At 54.1% G+C, this 16,054-nt stretch carries 14 protein-coding genes; 11 read left to right on the forward strand and 3 right to left on the reverse strand.

Annotated features, from left to right (window positions below; all coding sequences use genetic code 11):
* The first annotated feature begins 5 nt into the window (after positions 1-5).
* The 3 genes from AAFJ72_RS05885 to AAFJ72_RS05895 are packed head-to-tail and all read left to right on the forward strand — an operon-like array spanning position 6 to position 3,483.
* Positions 6-665, forward strand: coding sequence for an HlyD family secretion protein (locus AAFJ72_RS05885; protein WP_432776408.1), 660 nt, complete (start codon positions 6-8; stop codon positions 663-665).
* A 6-nt stretch (positions 666-671) separates the two neighbouring features.
* Entirely contained in the window at positions 672-1,901 is a 1,230-nt protein-coding gene (locus AAFJ72_RS05890; protein ID WP_432776409.1) for an efflux RND transporter periplasmic adaptor subunit, read from the forward strand.
* A gap of 13 nt (positions 1,902-1,914) precedes the next feature.
* Positions 1,915-3,483, forward strand: coding sequence for a DHA2 family efflux MFS transporter permease subunit (locus tag AAFJ72_RS05895; RefSeq protein WP_432776410.1), 1,569 nt, complete (start codon positions 1,915-1,917; stop codon positions 3,481-3,483).
* A gap of 393 nt (positions 3,484-3,876) precedes the next feature.
* On the opposite strand, the gene AAFJ72_RS05900 is transcribed toward AAFJ72_RS05895, so the two are convergent.
* A complete protein-coding gene (locus AAFJ72_RS05900) occupies positions 3,877-4,821 on the reverse strand; it encodes a DMT family transporter (protein WP_432776411.1) in 945 nt (314 codons plus the stop codon).
* A 132-nt stretch (positions 4,822-4,953) separates the two neighbouring features.
* Here AAFJ72_RS05900 and AAFJ72_RS05905 point away from each other — a divergent pair, with 132 nt between their 5' ends.
* Positions 4,954-5,706: an N-acetylmuramoyl-L-alanine amidase family protein gene (locus tag AAFJ72_RS05905; protein ID WP_432776412.1), complete on the forward strand. Its 753-nt coding sequence runs from the start codon at positions 4,954-4,956 to the stop codon at positions 5,704-5,706.
* Here AAFJ72_RS05905 and AAFJ72_RS05910 read toward each other — a convergent pair.
* Positions 5,684-6,475 carry a divergent polysaccharide deacetylase family protein gene (locus tag AAFJ72_RS05910; RefSeq protein WP_432776413.1) on the reverse strand — a complete coding sequence of 264 codons (792 nt, stop codon included), beginning with the start codon at positions 6,473-6,475 and terminating at the stop codon, positions 5,684-5,686. The genes AAFJ72_RS05905 and AAFJ72_RS05910 overlap by 23 nt on opposite strands.
* 140 nt (positions 6,476-6,615) lie before the next feature.
* Between AAFJ72_RS05910 and polA the strand changes: the two genes are divergently transcribed.
* The 5 genes from polA (at position 6,616) to AAFJ72_RS05935 (ending at position 12,579) form a co-directional block, all read left to right on the forward strand.
* Positions 6,616-9,267, forward strand: a complete 2,652-nt coding sequence (polA, locus tag AAFJ72_RS05915) for a DNA polymerase I (RefSeq protein WP_432776414.1) — start codon at positions 6,616-6,618, stop codon at positions 9,265-9,267.
* 54 nt (positions 9,268-9,321) lie between these two features.
* Complete coding sequence (gene mutM / locus AAFJ72_RS05920) at positions 9,322-10,149, forward strand: DNA-formamidopyrimidine glycosylase (protein ID WP_432776415.1); 828 nt, start codon at positions 9,322-9,324, stop codon at positions 10,147-10,149.
* 26 nt (positions 10,150-10,175) lie between these two features.
* Positions 10,176-10,778 (forward strand): dephospho-CoA kinase, encoded by a 603-nt coding sequence (gene coaE, locus AAFJ72_RS05925; RefSeq protein ID WP_432776416.1) that lies wholly within the window; start codon positions 10,176-10,178, stop codon positions 10,776-10,778.
* The gene (locus AAFJ72_RS05930) at positions 10,775-11,338 is read left to right on the forward strand and encodes a lytic transglycosylase domain-containing protein (RefSeq protein WP_432776417.1); all 564 of its coding nucleotides are present in this window, start codon (positions 10,775-10,777) and stop codon (positions 11,336-11,338) included. The genes coaE and AAFJ72_RS05930 overlap by 4 nt, the downstream gene beginning before the upstream one ends.
* 194 nt (positions 11,339-11,532) lie before the next feature.
* Positions 11,533-12,579: a glyceraldehyde-3-phosphate dehydrogenase gene (locus AAFJ72_RS05935; protein ID WP_432776418.1), complete on the forward strand. Its 1,047-nt coding sequence runs from the start codon at positions 11,533-11,535 to the stop codon at positions 12,577-12,579.
* Between the two features lie 130 nt (positions 12,580-12,709).
* Here AAFJ72_RS05935 and AAFJ72_RS05940 read toward each other — a convergent pair whose 3' ends face one another.
* Positions 12,710-13,837, reverse strand: a complete 1,128-nt coding sequence (locus AAFJ72_RS05940; RefSeq protein ID WP_432776419.1) for an HD-GYP domain-containing protein — start codon at positions 13,835-13,837, stop codon at positions 12,710-12,712.
* A 137-nt stretch (positions 13,838-13,974) separates the two neighbouring features.
* Here AAFJ72_RS05940 and nrdR point away from each other — a divergent pair, with 137 nt between their 5' ends.
* Together nrdR and AAFJ72_RS05950 are read left to right on the forward strand one after the other, a co-directional pair.
* Positions 13,975-14,460 (forward strand): transcriptional regulator NrdR, encoded by a 486-nt coding sequence (gene nrdR, locus AAFJ72_RS05945; protein WP_432776420.1) that lies wholly within the window; start codon positions 13,975-13,977, stop codon positions 14,458-14,460.
* 140 nt (positions 14,461-14,600) lie between these two features.
* A complete protein-coding gene (locus tag AAFJ72_RS05950) occupies positions 14,601-16,040 on the forward strand; it encodes a replication initiation and membrane attachment family protein (protein ID WP_432776421.1) in 1,440 nt (479 codons plus the stop codon).
* Positions 16,041-16,054: the final 14 nt, after the last annotated feature.

Below are 16,054 nucleotides of genomic sequence, written 5' to 3' on the forward strand. Positions count from 1 at the left end.
AAATCATGAAGCGAAAACTGGTATTGTATGTCATCCTGCTTCTGTTTGTCGCAGGGGGCGGGGGCATCGGTTACTACTACTGGTATCAGGGGGAACATTACGTGACGACGCAGGATGCCAGAGTGGCAGGGGATATTTATCGGGTCATGCCCAAAATGACAGGCAAGCTGATTGCGCTTACGGTCAAAGAAGGCGACACAGTCGTAGCCGATCAGATCATTGGGCAGCAGGACACGACCAACGTCGCGACAAATCAATTGGAAAACAGTGTGCTGCGTTCCCCGATCACCGGTACCGTCATCAAAACGCAAGCGAAGGAAGGCGAGATTGTTTCTACGGGACAATCTGTCGCGCTGGTGATTGACGAGAGCAAACTGTACATCTCCGCCAACATGGAAGAAACGGAGATCCAGCGCTTGAAACTGGGACAAAAGGTCGAATTTACGCTGGATGCCTACCCTGGCAAAAAGCTGACGGGCCATCTGACAGAGATCGGAAAAGCAACCAACTCCACTTTTTCGCTGATGCCAGCCGTAAACACAAGCGGGAACTTCACCAAAGTCACCCAGCGAATTCCGATTAAAATTGCCATTGACGACACAGCAGGTGTGCATTTGGCTGCCGGTTTGAACGCCGAGATCAAAGTGCGAGTGAAGGAGATGTAATCTGGCATGAAAAAGACAGCACAATGGAAATCGATTGCGGCCGTAATGATGGCGCTCTCGCTCATGACGGCAGGCTGCAGTGATACATCTTCTGCCTCGTCCAAAGAAGAAAGCGTCCCGGTTGTGAAGACGTGGAAAGTCGCGACCGCGCAATCCGGCCTCATTGCCAGCGGGAAAATTATCGCTGCGGATGAGATTCAGGTCGTCTCCAAAGTATCTGGCAAGGTAGCGAGCGTCAATGCGCAGGAAGGCTCTGTCGTCAAGGCAGGCGATGTTCTGGTGACGCTGGAAGCGGCAGACTACCAGCAGCAAATCAACCAGGCGCAAGCAGCGATTGCCGGAGCAAACGCCAAGCTGCGCGATACAAAAGCAGGAGCGCGCGACGAGCAGCTCACCCAGTTGGCAAGTGTCGTGACGCAAGCACAGGCAGCTTTGAAAGTGGCAGAGAGCAACTACAACCGGATGAAAGCGTTGTTTGACGCAGGAGCGCTGTCCCAGGCGGAATTGGAAAAAGTTTCGCTCGAATTGGAAAAGGCGCGCACGGGTCTGGAGCAGGCGCAGGCGCAGTACGATCTGGCGAAAGCGGGCCCGACTGCAGATACCGTCGCTGCCCTGCAAGCGGAAGTAAGCCGTCTCAATTCCAGCCTGGAAATGGCAAAAAGCAGCTACGAGAACACCATCATCCGCGCGCCCATCAGCGGGATTGTCGCAAAGCGCTCGATAGATCCGGGCGAGATGGCGACAGCAGGCGCGCCGCTTCTCGTTTTGGTGAATATGGCGGACGTGAAGGTAGAGGCGAGTGTCCCGCAAGATCAGATCAACAATGTCAAAGTAGGCTCTACGGTTGACGTAAAAGTAGGCAGTCTGGGCGGCAAGGTTTTGCAAGGAACAGTGGAGTTCGTCTCCCCGGTTTCTGACGCCAACAGCAGTTCGTTCCCGATCAAGGTCAAAGTGAGCAACCAGGAAGGGCTGCTGCGCGCCGGGATGGTAGCAGAGGTCGTGCTGCAAGGTCAGGCCAGCCAAGGGCTGAAAGTACCAAGCTCGGCTGTTCTCGCAAAAGATAACAAGCATTACATCTACATCGTGGACAACGATGTCGTCCATCAGGTGGAGGTTTCGGTAGACAACGCGAGCGGTGAATGGACAACCGTCACGCAAGGTGTCAAAGACAACGATCAGATTGTGCTGAATCCGACAGATCAATTGTCCGAGGGCACCAAGGTAATCGCAAACTAACGGGGGTGATGGCATGGCGGAAGCGGTGGCACAGCGGGAGGATAAAGGCGGCAGCATGTGGCTGTCCCTGATGGCGATCCTCTCGGGAACCTTCGTTGCGATTTTGAATAACAGTTTGATTAACGTTGCCCTGCCCACCATGGTCAGCATATTTGGCTCCACGACAGAGACCATGCAATGGGTTTTGACGGGCTACATGCTGGCAAATGCCGTCATGATCCCGATGAGCGGCTCGTTGTCAGCCAAATTCGGGTCGAAAAAAATATTCGTTCTGTCGCTTGCGGCATTTACGATTTCTTCCGTCCTCTGTGCGCTCGCCTGGAGCGATGCTTCCCTGATCGCCTTCCGCGTCGTGCAGGGGGTGAGTGGCGGGATGATTATGCCGATCGGGATGTCGATGATTTACATGATCGTCCCGCGCGAAAAGATCGGGATGGCGCTCGGGATTTTCGGGATTGCCTCGATGACGGCGCCCGCGCTGGGGCCGACTCTGGGCGGGTACCTCATCGAATTTTTGAGCTGGCAGTTTTTGTTTTTGATCGGGGTTCCGTTCGGGATTTTTGCCGTAATCATGAGTATGGTTCTGCTCAAGGAAACGCCGAAAAAGCCGGAGCTGAAGTTCGACTACCCCGGGGCCATCCTGGCGATTGCCGGCTTTGGTGCGCTCCTGCTCGCTTTCAGCAAAGGGCAGGCAGAGGGATGGACGTCGTTTTACATCGTCAGTCTGTTTTTCGTGGCGATCATGTGCCTGGCGCTGTTCGTTTGGGTGGAGCTGGGAAAAGAACAGCCGCTGCTTGATTTGCGGTTGTTGAAAATTCCTGTATTTTCCATCAGCATCGTGACTTCCGGCTTTGTCATGATGGGGATGATGGGCGGGATTTTCCTGATGCCGATCTTTTTGCAAAACATCCAGGGAATGACGGCGATGGAGTCGGGAATTTTGCTGATGCCGCAATCGATTGCGATGGCATTGATGATGCCGATCAGCGGCAAGCTGATGGACAAGTACGGCATCGGGCCGATCGGTCTGGTCGGGCTGACGATCATGACGGTTACGACCTATGAGCTGCACAATCTCGCCGCAGACAGCATGCACTCCTGGATGAACATGATTTTGACCATCCGCGGGATCGGGATTGGGCTGTGCATGATGACGCTGTCCACTGTCGGGATGAACGCCGTGCCGCGCACGAGTGTCGGGGATGCTTCCCCTCTCTCCAACGTGCTGCGTCAGGTGATGAGCTCGTTTGCGATTGCGATTTTGACGGTCATCATGCAGGCTCGGCAAAATTTTCACATGGCGTCCATTGCCGACAATCTCAATACGGATTTGGCGACGCAGTTTATCAGCGGCATTTCCGGTATGTATACGCAGGTGGGGGTAGATGCGGCGAGCGCTTCGGGAGGGGCGAGTACAGTCCTGTACGGGATGATGGCGAAGGAAGCGCTGGTGCAAGGGATTGGGGATACGTTCCTCGTCTCTGTCATTCCGATTGCGCTTTCGATTCCGCTTTTGTACTTTTTGCATCAAAAGCCTAAGCAAAAGCCGCAGGCGCCTGAGCAGCAAAAGGCGGCTGCCTAGACGGCAAAGGGAAAGGGTCACTTCTGCAAGCCTCGTGTTGGGTTGCGGGAGGGACCCTTCCTTTTTTGGGTGCTGACTGGTTAAAAGATGGGTGGATCGTGGCTGCAGTGGTGGGAGTCCCAAAGACCTTTCGCTTGTTTCTCCTGTTTCCTCCACGAAGCTGGTTCTGGCGTTCGCGCTTTCTTTTTCGTTTGTAGTTCAGGCCAGCAGATAGCATCAAAAGCATAGAGCAAGGCCCGCAACCGTTTTGTTTGGAGGATTTTCTTGTACCTTCGACCGATGATAATCCGCTAAGACAAAACCTTCCACAGCCAGTACACAATTCTTCCAACAATATAACCAAGCAAAATCGTCCAGCCGATCTTTGCCCAGACGTTCAAGCCTTTTACAAATTCACGCAAGCTTTTTCGGGGTTGGGGGTGCTTGTTCACCTTGAGACACTCCTTTTGCTGGTTGGTTATAGCGAATAAATACATAAATTCCGGCAATGATTATCAGTCCCCCGATCCATTGCGGTACGGTTACGACTTCCCCCAGGATGAAGTAAGCCAATATCGCCGTTCCAATCGGTTCTCCCAGGATACCCATGGAAATCGTGGTCGTATTCAACCATTTGATGACCCAGTTAAAAATGGAGTGGCCGAGCAGGGTCGGAAACAGCGCGAGGCAGAAAAACCAGCCCCAGTCCTGGGCAGGGTAGCCGACGAGCGGGTAGCCCAAGACGAGGTCGTACGCGACCAGGATCACGCTCGTCGCCGTGTAGACGACCAGTGTGTAGGTAAAGGAAGACATGTGTTGGCGAATGTATTGGCCGACCAGCCAGTAGCCGGTGACGGTCATCGCGCCGAGCAAGGCGAGCGCGTCGCCCAGCAGAGCCATGCCGCCGACCTGAAAATCTCCCCAGCCAATGACAAAGCTGCCTGCAATGGCGAGCAATCCGCCTGTGAGTGCAAGCAGCCGCACGCGCTCCCCGAAAAAGAAGTAACCGCCGATAAAGGCAAATAAGGGCTGCAACGTTACCAGCACGGTTGAGCTGGCGACAGACGTGTAGTTCAGCGACTCGAACCACAACAGAAAATGGCTGGCCAAAAATGCCCCGGACAATAGACAGAGTAGCCACACTTTTTTGCCCATGCTTCCGATCTCCGCCAGAGCGCCGCGATTCCAGAGCAAAAACGGCAGCGTCAGGACGACGGAAAAAATCAGCCGATACGTGGCAACAATCGGCGCAGGTGCGCTGGACAGCTTGACGAAAATCGCGGATGTAGAGACGGCGATTACCCCGATGACAAGAGCCAGATACGGGGGAAACAACGGCTTTTCCAATGGTTGATTCATGTGAGCACCTTCTTAAAAATGTCGGCTAAAAGTCACGATTTGTTCTATTGTACCGTTCGTCCGAAAAATTCACAATCTTATGCTTACCAAACTGCCTGAAAGGTTTTTTTTCGATCAGGCAATCCTACAGGCATGAGATACTTACACTCTTTTTTTCGCATCGTCGTTTTGTTGCTCTTGCTCGTGTGCATGCCTGCCCGAACAGAAGCGATCCCGCTTGTCCCCATCCACATTCTGATCGACGTCGGTCACGGCGGGGTGGACTCCGGCACCTCTTACGGCAACCTGTATGAAAAAGACATCAATCTGCAAATCGCCAAGCGCCTGTACGAGCAACTGACCAGGGCAGGGTTCAGCGTAGCGCTGAATCGGTACGAAGACATCGCGCTTAGCGACGACAACCGCTGGCTGGGCATTCGCTCCCGGCATATCCGCGATCTGGCCCAGCGCAAAAATCTGGCGAAAGAAATCGTGCCGCAAATGATGCTGAGCCTGCATGTGAACTGGGCGAGTGACGCAAGGCAGCGCGGACCTGTCGTGATTTACCAGAGCAATGACCAGAGCTTTATGCTGGCCGATCTGCTGCAAAGCTCGCTGAATCGATTGGCCAATACAAACGCCAAGCCGGTGAAGGGCAAGACATACTATATGCTGCGTCACAGCTACTGTCCGTCGGTCATCGTGGAGATGGGGTTTATCAGCAACGCTTCTGACCGTGCAATGCTGACCAATCCTGCGTCACAAGAAAAAATCGCTCAGGCCATCAAAGAGGCCGTGAGCGCGTACGTGATCCTGACAGGCAATCTGAAAATGGACACGCCAACAGATGAAAGCTGGTGGCAAGAGCCATTGATTCAACAGATCAATGGCCGACTTGACGAATAAGCTGGGAAATGGTCACAAATTCGGCCTCCTTCTGAATCCGCGGGATGTACTGGCGCAGAACGGAGGCTGTTTTTTTGCCCGGCGGCCCGACGTGCCCGATTGCGATGCAGACCGGGTGGCTGCCGATCAGCTTGCATATTTTTTCCATCTGCCTGGTGATGTGCGGGACCGAGTATTCGTCATCGAGAAAAACCCGATTTTCGACGTACGGCACGCCCATCTCCGCAGCGATTTTGCCTGCCACGCTTTTGTCTGTCGTCTTGCTGTCCAGGTATATGAGACCGCGCTTTTTGACCACACTCATGATGATTCGCATCATGTGCTCGTCAGCCGTCACCTTGGAGCCCATATGGTTGTTTATCCCGATGGCGTGTGGCACGTCGTCGATCGCTTTTTCGACCCGCTGGCGAATTTCTTCATCGGACAGATCAGTCGTAATGGCGCCTGGCCCGAGCCACGAGCGTTTGCCCTTGACTGGCTCCATCGGCATGTGGACGAACACGTCGTGCCCTTTTTTGTGGGCAAGCTCCGCGTCTTGCTTCGTGCTCGGCATAAACGGCATGACCGCGACAGTCAGCGGCACGGGCAAATTCAGCATCTCCTCCGTTCCTGCCATGTTGTTGCCAAAATCGTCGATGACAAAGGCCACCAGATTTTTCGGTTTTGGCTGTGCAGGGGGAGCGGTGTCGCCTGCAGCGGCTGTCCACGAAGCAGGGAAGCACAAAATCAGGGCGGCAAGCACGAGCGGAAGTCTTTTCAGCAAATACACAGGATCGCCTCCTTGTCCATTTTTGTCATAGTCTGTTCAACCGCATCGGTGTTTACCCGCATCATCTGCGGCTTGGCTTAGGCGATCGCCCTATGTTACGATAAAAGATAGTAGTTTTGCCACGAGAGGGGTCGGATTCCTTGAGTCATTTTGTGTTGATTGACGGAAACAGCGTAGCCAACCGGGCGTTTTATGCGCTCCCTTTGTTGTCCACGTCAGCCGGACTGCACACGAATGCAGTCCTTGGGTTTACCACGATGCTGCTTCGCGTGCTGGAGGAAATGAAGCCAACGCATATGATGGTTGCGTTTGACGCGGGAAAAGTCGTCTTCCGCCACAGCGAGTACGCCGAGTACAAAGGCGGGCGCAGCAAAACGCCGCCGGAGCTGTCCGAACAGTTTCCGCTCATCCGGGAGCTGCTTGACGCCTTTTCCATCAAGCATTTTGAACTGGAAGGCTACGAGGCGGACGACATCATTGGCACGTTGACCAGGCAGGCAGATGCACAGGCCTGGAAAACAACCGTCATTACCGGGGACAAGGATATGCTCCAGCTCGTGTCCGATCACGTATCGGTCGCGCTGACCCGCAAAGGTGTCAGTGAAATCGAGCTGTACACCCCGCAGGAAATTCAGGAAAAATACGGCCTTGCGCCGCTGCAAATCATTGACTTGAAAGGCTTGATGGGCGACTCGTCCGACAACATCCCCGGCGTGCCCGGCGTCGGCGAGAAGACGGCCCTGAAGCTGTTGCACGAATACGGTTCCGTGGAAAAGGTGCTGGAAAACATCGACCGCATCTCCGGCAAGAAGCTGCAGGAAAACTTGCGCGCAAATGTGGACAAGGCCAACATGAGCAAGGCGCTGGCGACGATTTTGCGCGAAGCTCCGGTCGAGCTGGACGTGCATGAGACAGCCTATAACGGCTACGACGGAGCTGTTGTCAGCGAATTTTTCAAAAAGATGGAGTTCAAGTCGCTTCTCTCCAAAATCAAGGTGACGCAGCCAGCAGAAGGAAGCGGACAGGCGACTTCGGCGAAGCCTTTTGAATTCGAAGTGGTCACAGAGGAAAACGCGGACAAGTACGCAGACAAGCTGACCTCCCCGATGGCGTTGTACATTGAGATGGACGGCGAGAACTACCACCACGCTCCGATTCTCGGCTTTGGACTGGCAGCAGAAGAGACGGTGCTGTTCGTTCCGTGGGACGTAGCGCGGGAGTGGAAAGCGTTCTGTGCGTGGATGGCCGACCCTGCCAAGGAGAAGTGGGCATTTGACGGAAAACGCGACACGGTAGGGCTGGCATGGCATGGACTGGAGGTACAAGGGATCACCTTCGACGTCTATCTCGCCTCCTACCTGCTCAACGCTTCGGAAAGCAATCCGACGCTCGACAGCATCGCCTCCCAGTACGCCCAGGTGCGGGTGCTGTCTGATGAAGAGGTTTACGGAAAAGGGGCCAAGCGTCTCGTGCCGGAAATGGACGTGCTCAGCGAACATGTGGCGCACAAGGCTGCGGCGATTTGGCAGAGCGTCCCGGTGATTCGCGAGCAGTTGGCGGAAAACGAAATGGTGGAGCTGCTGCGCGACCTGGAAGCGCCGCTCAGCATGGTGCTGGCGCGCATGGAAAAGCAAGGGGTCAAGGTCAACAGCGAGCGTCTCGTGCAAATGGGCGAGGAGCTGGACAAAAAGCTGGCTGACCTGACGACGCAAATTTACGACCTGGCAGGCGCGCCGTTCAACATCAACTCGCCTAAGCAACTGGGGGAAATTTTGTTCGACAAGCTGTCCTTGCCTGTCATCAAAAAGACGAAGACGGGACCTTCCACCAGTGCAGACGTGCTGGAGAAGCTGGCCCCGTACCACCCGATTATTGAAGCGATCCTCAACTTCCGTCAGCTCGGGAAGCTGCGCTCGACGTACATCGAAGGGCTGACCAAAGAAATTCATTCGAAGACGGGCAAGGTGCACACGTTGTACAATCAGGCGACGACTGCCACAGGCCGTCTGTCCAGCACGGAGCCAAACCTGCAAAACATCCCGATCCGCATGGAGGAAGGCCGCAAAATTCGTGAGGCGTTCATCCCGTCCGAGGACGGCTGGTACATGCTGGCAGCAGACTACTCGCAGATCGAGCTGCGGATTTTGGCCCACATTTCCGGAGACGAAAACTTGATCGACGCCTTCCGCAAAGGGATGGACATTCATACGCGCACCGCGATGGACGTATTCGGAGTGAGCGAGGACGAAGTGACTTCCTTGATGCGCCGCCAGGCCAAAGCGGTCAACTTCGGAATCGTCTACGGCATCAGCGACTACGGCTTGTCGCAAAACCTGAACATCACCCGCAAGGAAGCCGCCGAGTTTATCGAGCGCTACTTCTCTGTCTTCTCCGGCGTGAAGCGCTGGATGGACGAGATTGTCCAGCAGGCGAAGCAGGACGGCTATGTGACGACACTGTTGCACCGCCGCCGCTATTTGCCTGATATTCGCAGCAGCAACTTCAACTTGCGGTCCTTTGCGGAGCGCACGGCCATGAACACGCCGATTCAAGGAACGGCTGCCGATGTCATCAAGCTGGCGATGATTCGCATGCAGGAGAGCCTGGAGCAAAAAGGGCTGTCCAGCCGGATGCTTTTGCAGGTGCACGATGAGCTTGTGTTTGAAGTGCCGGAAAACGAGCTTGCGATCATGCGTCAGCTCGTGCCGGAAGTCATGGAAGGGGCGCTTGCCCTCGACGTTCCGCTCAAAGTGGACGTGAGCGACGGACGAAGCTGGTACGACGCCAAGTAGGCAGGCCGCCGAACACGAAAAAGAGAGACGACAGTCAGCGAGAGGAGGAGGCATATGCCGGAGTTGCCAGAGGTGGAAACCGTCGTCCGCACATTGCGCAAACTGGTGCTGGGAAAAACGATCGAACGGGTCAGTGTCCATCTGCCGCGGATCGTTCGCCAGCCGGATGACGTGGAAGCGTTCAAGGCCCAGCTTGCGGGCCAGACGATCCGGGAGATTGCGCGGCGGGCCAAGTTCATCCAGTTTTTCATGGACCAGGACGTGCTGATTTCCCATCTGCGAATGGAAGGAAGATACGGGCTGTACCAGGCAGACGAGCCTGTCGAGAAGCATACGCATGTCGTGTTTCACTTCACCGATCAGACCGAGCTGCGCTATCGGGACGTGCGCCAGTTCGGGACGATGGATCTTTTGCCAAAAGGCCAGGAGACCGCTGCCGGACCACTTGCCAAGCTGGGGGTAGAGCCGCTTGAGGACAGCTTTACCCCTGACGTCCTGCGCAAGCTGCTTACAGGCAGGCAAACAAAAATCAAACCGCTTCTGTTGAACCAGGAATGTATCGTAGGGCTGGGGAATATTTATGTGGACGAGTCACTGTTCAAGGCAGGGATTCACCCCGAGAAGCCGGCAGGCAAATTGACCCGCAAAGAGGTCGACCGGCTGCATGAGAGCATTGTCGCTACCTTGTCCGAGGCAGTCGAGCAAGGGGGCAGCTCCATCAAGTCTTATGTGAACGGGCAGGGCGAAATGGGGATGTTCCAGCAATCGCTTTTGGTCTACGGGCGAAAAAATGAGCCTTGCGTCCGCTGCGGAACGGAGATTGTCCGCTTTGTGGTGGGAGGCAGAGGAACGCACATTTGCCCGGTATGTCAGAAAAAGTAAATGTTTTCCAAGGGAGGAGGCTGGGCATGATCTTAGGATTGACGGGCGGGATTGCCACTGGCAAGAGCACAGTGACCGGCATGCTGCGGGAGCGCGGGATTCCGGTCATTGACGCGGATCAGATTGCCAGAGAGGTCGTGGAGCCGGGCAAGCCGGCGTATGAAGCGATTGTGCGTCATTTTGGAAGAGACATCCTGTTGGAAGACGGTCACATTGACCGAAAAGGGCTTGGGGAAATCGTGTTTTCAGACGAGTCCGAGCGTCAAAAGCTGAACGCCATCGTCCATCCCGAGGTGCGACGCGTGATGCGGGAAGAGGCGGAAGCAGCCAAGGCAAACGGAGCTGAGATCGTGTTCATGGACATTCCGCTGTTGTTTGAAAGCAAGCTGCAGCATATGGTCGATAAAATTGTCGTGGTCTACGCGCCGTACGACATGCAGCTTGCGCGGATGATCGAGCGGGACGAACTGGAAGAAGAGCAGGCGAAAAAGCGGTTGCGCGCCCAGTTTCCCATCGAACAGAAGAAGCTGCAGGCTGACTTTTTGATCGACAACTCCTTTTCCCGGGAAGAGACGGAGCGACAGGTGGATGCGCTTCTTGCTGCAATCAGGTCGGAGCAGCGATCATGAGACCAGGCAAACGCGCAGCATTCATTCTGCTCGTATTGCTGAGCGTTTTTTTGCTGCAAGGCACGCCTATGGTGTGGAAATGGATGTACCCCATCAAGTATCAGCAGGAAATCGTGACAGCAGCGATCAAATACAATGTAGACCCTTATCTGATTTTGGCCGTCATCCGTTCCGAGAGCGGCTTTCACAAAGACCGCGTCTCGAAAAAGGGAGCGGTCGGCTTGATGCAGATCATGCCGGATACGGCGGAGTGGATCGTCCAACAGGCGAAATTCCGTCCGCAAAATGAGCAATACCTGTACGATCCGGTCATGAATATCGAGATCGGGACGTGGTACCTGAACTTTTTGCTGAACCGCTACGAGGGCGATCTTATCAAAACCATCGCCGCCTACAACGCCGGTCCCGGAAAAGTGAATGACTGGCTAAAAAACGAACAATGGAGCGGGCACCGCGAGACGATTGCAGACATTCCGTTCGGAGAGACGCGCCAATACGTGCAGCGAGTCCTCTATTATCATGACCGTTACAAGCGCATATATGACTTCCAATTGAGGTAAAAGCCGCTTTCCATGCAGGGAGAGCGGCTTTTGTCATGGATTGGGGCACACTAATGAAAAAGCCGAACAATCAATAGGAGGGGAGAATCGTCCAAATATTTATTTTTTAGTAAAACACATTGATAATTGTGTTATACTTATTATAATGAAAGTAACGAATGAGCGTAACTCAATTACGAAAGGGGTTTCTAATTATGACAATCAAAATTGGTATTAATGGTTTCGGCCGTATTGGGCGCATGGTATTCCGCCGCGCTATTCAGGACCCCAACATTGAAATCGTAGCGATCAATGCCAGCTATCCTCCGGAGACGCTTGCGCACTTGCTGAAATACGATACGATTCATGGACGCCTGCCAAATAAAGTGGAAGTGCAAGACAACAAAATCATCGTAGACGGCAAAGCGACGGTTGTCCTTTCCGACCGTGACCCGCTCAAGCTGCCTTGGGGCGAATTGGGTGTGGAAATCGTCGTGGAAGCGACTGGCAAATTCAAGGATCGCGAAGGCGCTGGCAAGCACCTGCAAAGCGGAGCGAAAAAAGTGGTCATCACGGCTCCAGCCAAGGAAGAAGATGTTACCATCGTCATGGGTGTAAACGATTCCATCTACGACCATGCGAATCACCATATCGTGTCCAACGCTTCCTGCACCACGAACTGCCTGGCTCCGGTGGCAAAAGTGCTCAACGATGCGTTCGGCATCGAGCAAGGCTTGATGACAACCATTCACTCGATCACGAACGATCAGGTAAACATCGACAACCCGCACAAAGACCTGCGTCGCGCGCGTGCCGCTGGTGAGTCCATCATCCCGACTACTACTGGTGCTGCCCGTGCGGTAGGCAAAGTATTGCCTGAGCTGAACGGCAAGCTGAACGGCTTTTCGCTACGTGTTCCGACACCGAATGTATCGGTTGTGGACCTCGTTATCAACACGAAAAAGCCTGTAACCGTCGAAGAAGTAAACCGCGTGCTGCGCGAAGCGAGCGAAGGCAGCATGAAAGGCTACCTCGAATTTTGCGATGAGCCGCTCGTATCCAGCGACTTCAACGGCAACGACAACTCCTCCATCGTCGACGGTCTGTCCACGATGGTCATGGGAACCAACCAGGTGAAAGTCATCGCTTGGTACGACAACGAGTGGGGCTACTCCTGCCGCGTCGTCGACCTGGTTCGCCACGTATCGGAAATGTACAACCAGCCAAAGGCAAAAGAAGCAACTGCGGCTGGCGTCAACTAAACCGGATGAATCAAACCCCTTTGCCCGCTCCAAAAGGCAAAGGGGTTTTTGTCGTGTTGACCTTCTTTCCGCAAAAAAAAGCTTCGCCGTCGAAAAGGCGAAGCCGGATTTTTCACACTGTCTTGTTCATTCAGGAAGAAGCTTCAGACAAGGTATTTAAGTTGAACAATTGATCGTCTTCAAAGCCGACGATAAACAGCTTGATGTTTTCCTTCAGGTTGAGATCGTACGGAGTGACGACATCGTTGCCACGACCGTCCTTCAAGATGCGAACCGTCGGCCGATGGGTATAGTCCGGGTCAACGCGACTGACTACCCCTGTCTCGCCCGTATTGAGGACAACGCTGCTTCCGATTGGAAAAATCGCGATGTGCTTGATAAAGGCGTTCACCAGATGCAGTTCGAAGAGGTGGCCCCCGGAACCGAGCAAGTATTCGACAGCATCCTGTGGCATGTAGCGCTTGCGCCACGGACGCGGAGAGGTCAATGAGTCATAAATATCGCAAAGGCCGACGATCTGGGCGAACTCATGAATCTGCTTCCCGACCAGGCCCTGTGGATAGCCGCTCCCGTTCAGCCGTTCGTGGTGCTGCAGACAGATGTGTGCAGACAACAGGGAAATGTCCGGCTGCTTGCGAAGCAGGTTGAAACCAAGCGTTGTATGCTGTTTTGCCAGCTCTTGCTCTTCGGCATTCCAGCGCTCTTTTTTCTGCAAAAGCTCTTCCGGCAAACTGACCTTGCCAATATCGTGCAGCATCGCCCCGATGCCAAGGTTCATCAGTTGGGTTCGGTTGTAGCCGAGCGACATGCCGACTGCCGTTGCGAGTACCGACACGTTGACTGAATGATGGTACAGGGATGGGGAGTGGGAAGAGATCGTAGTCAGGTGCCCGACCATCTGCTCGTTTTGCATCAGGTCATCCAAAATGGAGCTGAAAGCTTGCTGAAAATGCAGGCCCATTTCTTTCAAGGAGATTTTGCGGGCGAGCTTGTTCGAATTGGTGATCTGTTTGATCGTCTTTTCAATGACTTCCACGGCAACCTGTCTGGTCTGCGGGCGAATGACGTCCTCCACCACAATGTCTTCCGTACGCGGATCGTCAATATAAATGGCGTCGATACCGGATCGTTGAAGACCGGAAATCAAACGCTCGGTCAGTTGCATACCGGTGCCAAGCAGCACTTTGCCGTCTTCAGTGAAAACGGTACGGCCGAGCTTCATTCCCGGCTGGACTTGTCGTAAAGAAACTAAGCGCATTACAATCCCTCCAACAGTATCCATATTGTACTCCAATCGACGGATGCTTTAAATAGGTACAAGGATTGACTTGACTTCTGACCGGAATATGAGGGACACTGTAGACATGTATTGTCAATATTGGAGTTGAAGCTGAAATGCGCTGTCCATTTTGTGAATATAATGGGACTAAAGTCCTGGATTCGCGTCCGTTTAACAATAATAAATCGATCCGTCGCCGCCGGGAATGCGAATCGTGCGAACGACGTTTTACTACATTTGAAGTGGTCGAGGAAACGCCGCTTTTGATCGTGAAAAAAGACGGCACCCGCGAGGAGTTCAGCCGGGAAAAGGTGATGCGCGGTCTGGTGCGCGCCTGTGAGAAGCGGCCTGTTCCTTTGGAAGTGCTGGAAAACGTGGTGAACGACATTGAAAAAGAGCTGCGCAGCTGCGGCCAGGCGGAGATTCAGAGCAACGATGTTGGAGAAAAGGTCATGGAGCGTTTGTATCACGTCGATGAAGTCGCTTATGTCCGTTTTGCCTCCGTTTATCGCCAATTCAAAGATATTAATGTATTCATGAAAGAGCTGGAGGAGCTTCTGGCGCAAGCGAGGGGCAGCCAGTCTTCGGTGTCAAACGAGTAAGAGAAAAATTACATAGGGACTTTCCTCACGCTCTTGCGAATTTCGCCGGGGCTATTTTGCTTTCCAGTTATTTTTCTACGCCCATCCGTTTGCCATGCTATAATAATAGAATCGAATTTTGTCAGGAAGGAAAGAGTCTGATGCGCCGTTTAGTCTGGAACGAATTGTTGCCAAAAGATCGCTATCTGGTGCGGCTGGCAAGACCTCTCAGCTTTTCGGAAATGGGCTTTGTCACGCAGTTGTACTTGCCGATCATTGGCGTCGAATCGTACGCCCTCTACCAAATGCTTGTCCACAGCGTGCAGGAAGCGAGCGGAGCCTCAGCGGAAGGAACCCATCGCAGTCTTATGCTCGCGTCTTCGCTGTCCCTGGATCGTTTGCTGGATGCGCGTGAACGTCTGGAGGCCATCGGACTTGTCGAAGTGCGCCGTCGGGAAAACCAGCAGCGCGATTACTACTACGAGTATTTGCTGAAACCTCCGCTTGCGCCCGGAGAGTTTTTTGCTGACTACGTCCTCTCGCTGATGCTGCTCAACAAAATCGAAAACGTTCGCTACGCCCAACTGCGGCAGCAGTATGCAGATGTCCTGGGCAGCAAGCTGGCAGAGGAATATTCGGTGGTGGAAAATATCACCAAAGATTTTCATGAAGTTTTCCAATCGTTGAAACCGTCCGAGCTGGAAGTGAAAAAAGGCTCGGAGCGCGAGCGCTTTTTGAGCGAGATGGAGACAAGCTTGCCGCAGGCCGCGCTGAAGTCCAGCTTCGAAGCACAGGTGACTCACTCGCTGAGCGTGTCGTCTTTGCGGCTGTACTTGCCGGACAACGCGGATGCCGCCAAAGTGCTGGAAGGCAAAAGCATGGAGCTGTTGTTTTCGCTCTGCCATTTTTATCAGTTGGACAGCTGGGGGATGGGCCAGGAACTGCGCGACTGGACACTGTACAAGGCGGACCGCAGTCTGGACGGAGAGGTGCTTCGCAAACGGCTCATGCAGCGCTACACGGAAGGGAAGCTGTATCGAAGCGATTCTGCTCCAACCGCGCTGGATGACGACTGGGGACCGGGCAGACTGCCTGAACCGGGCAGCGAAGCGTTTGTGCGCGCCTGCCGATTGCTTTCTCCACTGGCGCTATTGGAAAAGGTCGTGGGCGGCCGCGTGAGCAAGGTGTATCTGGAGCGTGCGGAGACATTGGTGTTTGCAGACGGCTTGCCGCCGGAAGTCGTGAATGCGCTGCTTTTGCACACGCTCGCGAGCAAGCAGATGGAGCTGCCGAAAGCGTACATGGAGACAATTCGCGACAGTTGGAAGGCGAAGCGGATTGCCACCGTGGATGAAGCCGTGAAGCAAATTGTGGAGCGTTCCGAGCAGCGGGCGCCATCGGCTGAAAAAGCAAAAACAGCGAAGAAGGAAGCGACTCCGGCAAGACGAAACGGCCGGGCGATTTTGCAGGACAAGCTGCCTGCTTCGGTGGAATGGCAGTTGTCGCAGGAAAAGTCTGCGACGGGCGTTTCCAAGGGACAGTCCATTCACGATTTTCCGGAATTGCACAAGCGGCTGGAAGCACTGCGAAAACGGAAGTAAGGGGAGTGAGGAAA

The sequence above is a fragment of the Brevibacillus gelatini genome (genome assembly GCF_050920745.1).
GTDB lineage: Bacteria > Bacillota > Bacilli > Brevibacillales > Brevibacillaceae > Brevibacillus > Brevibacillus gelatini.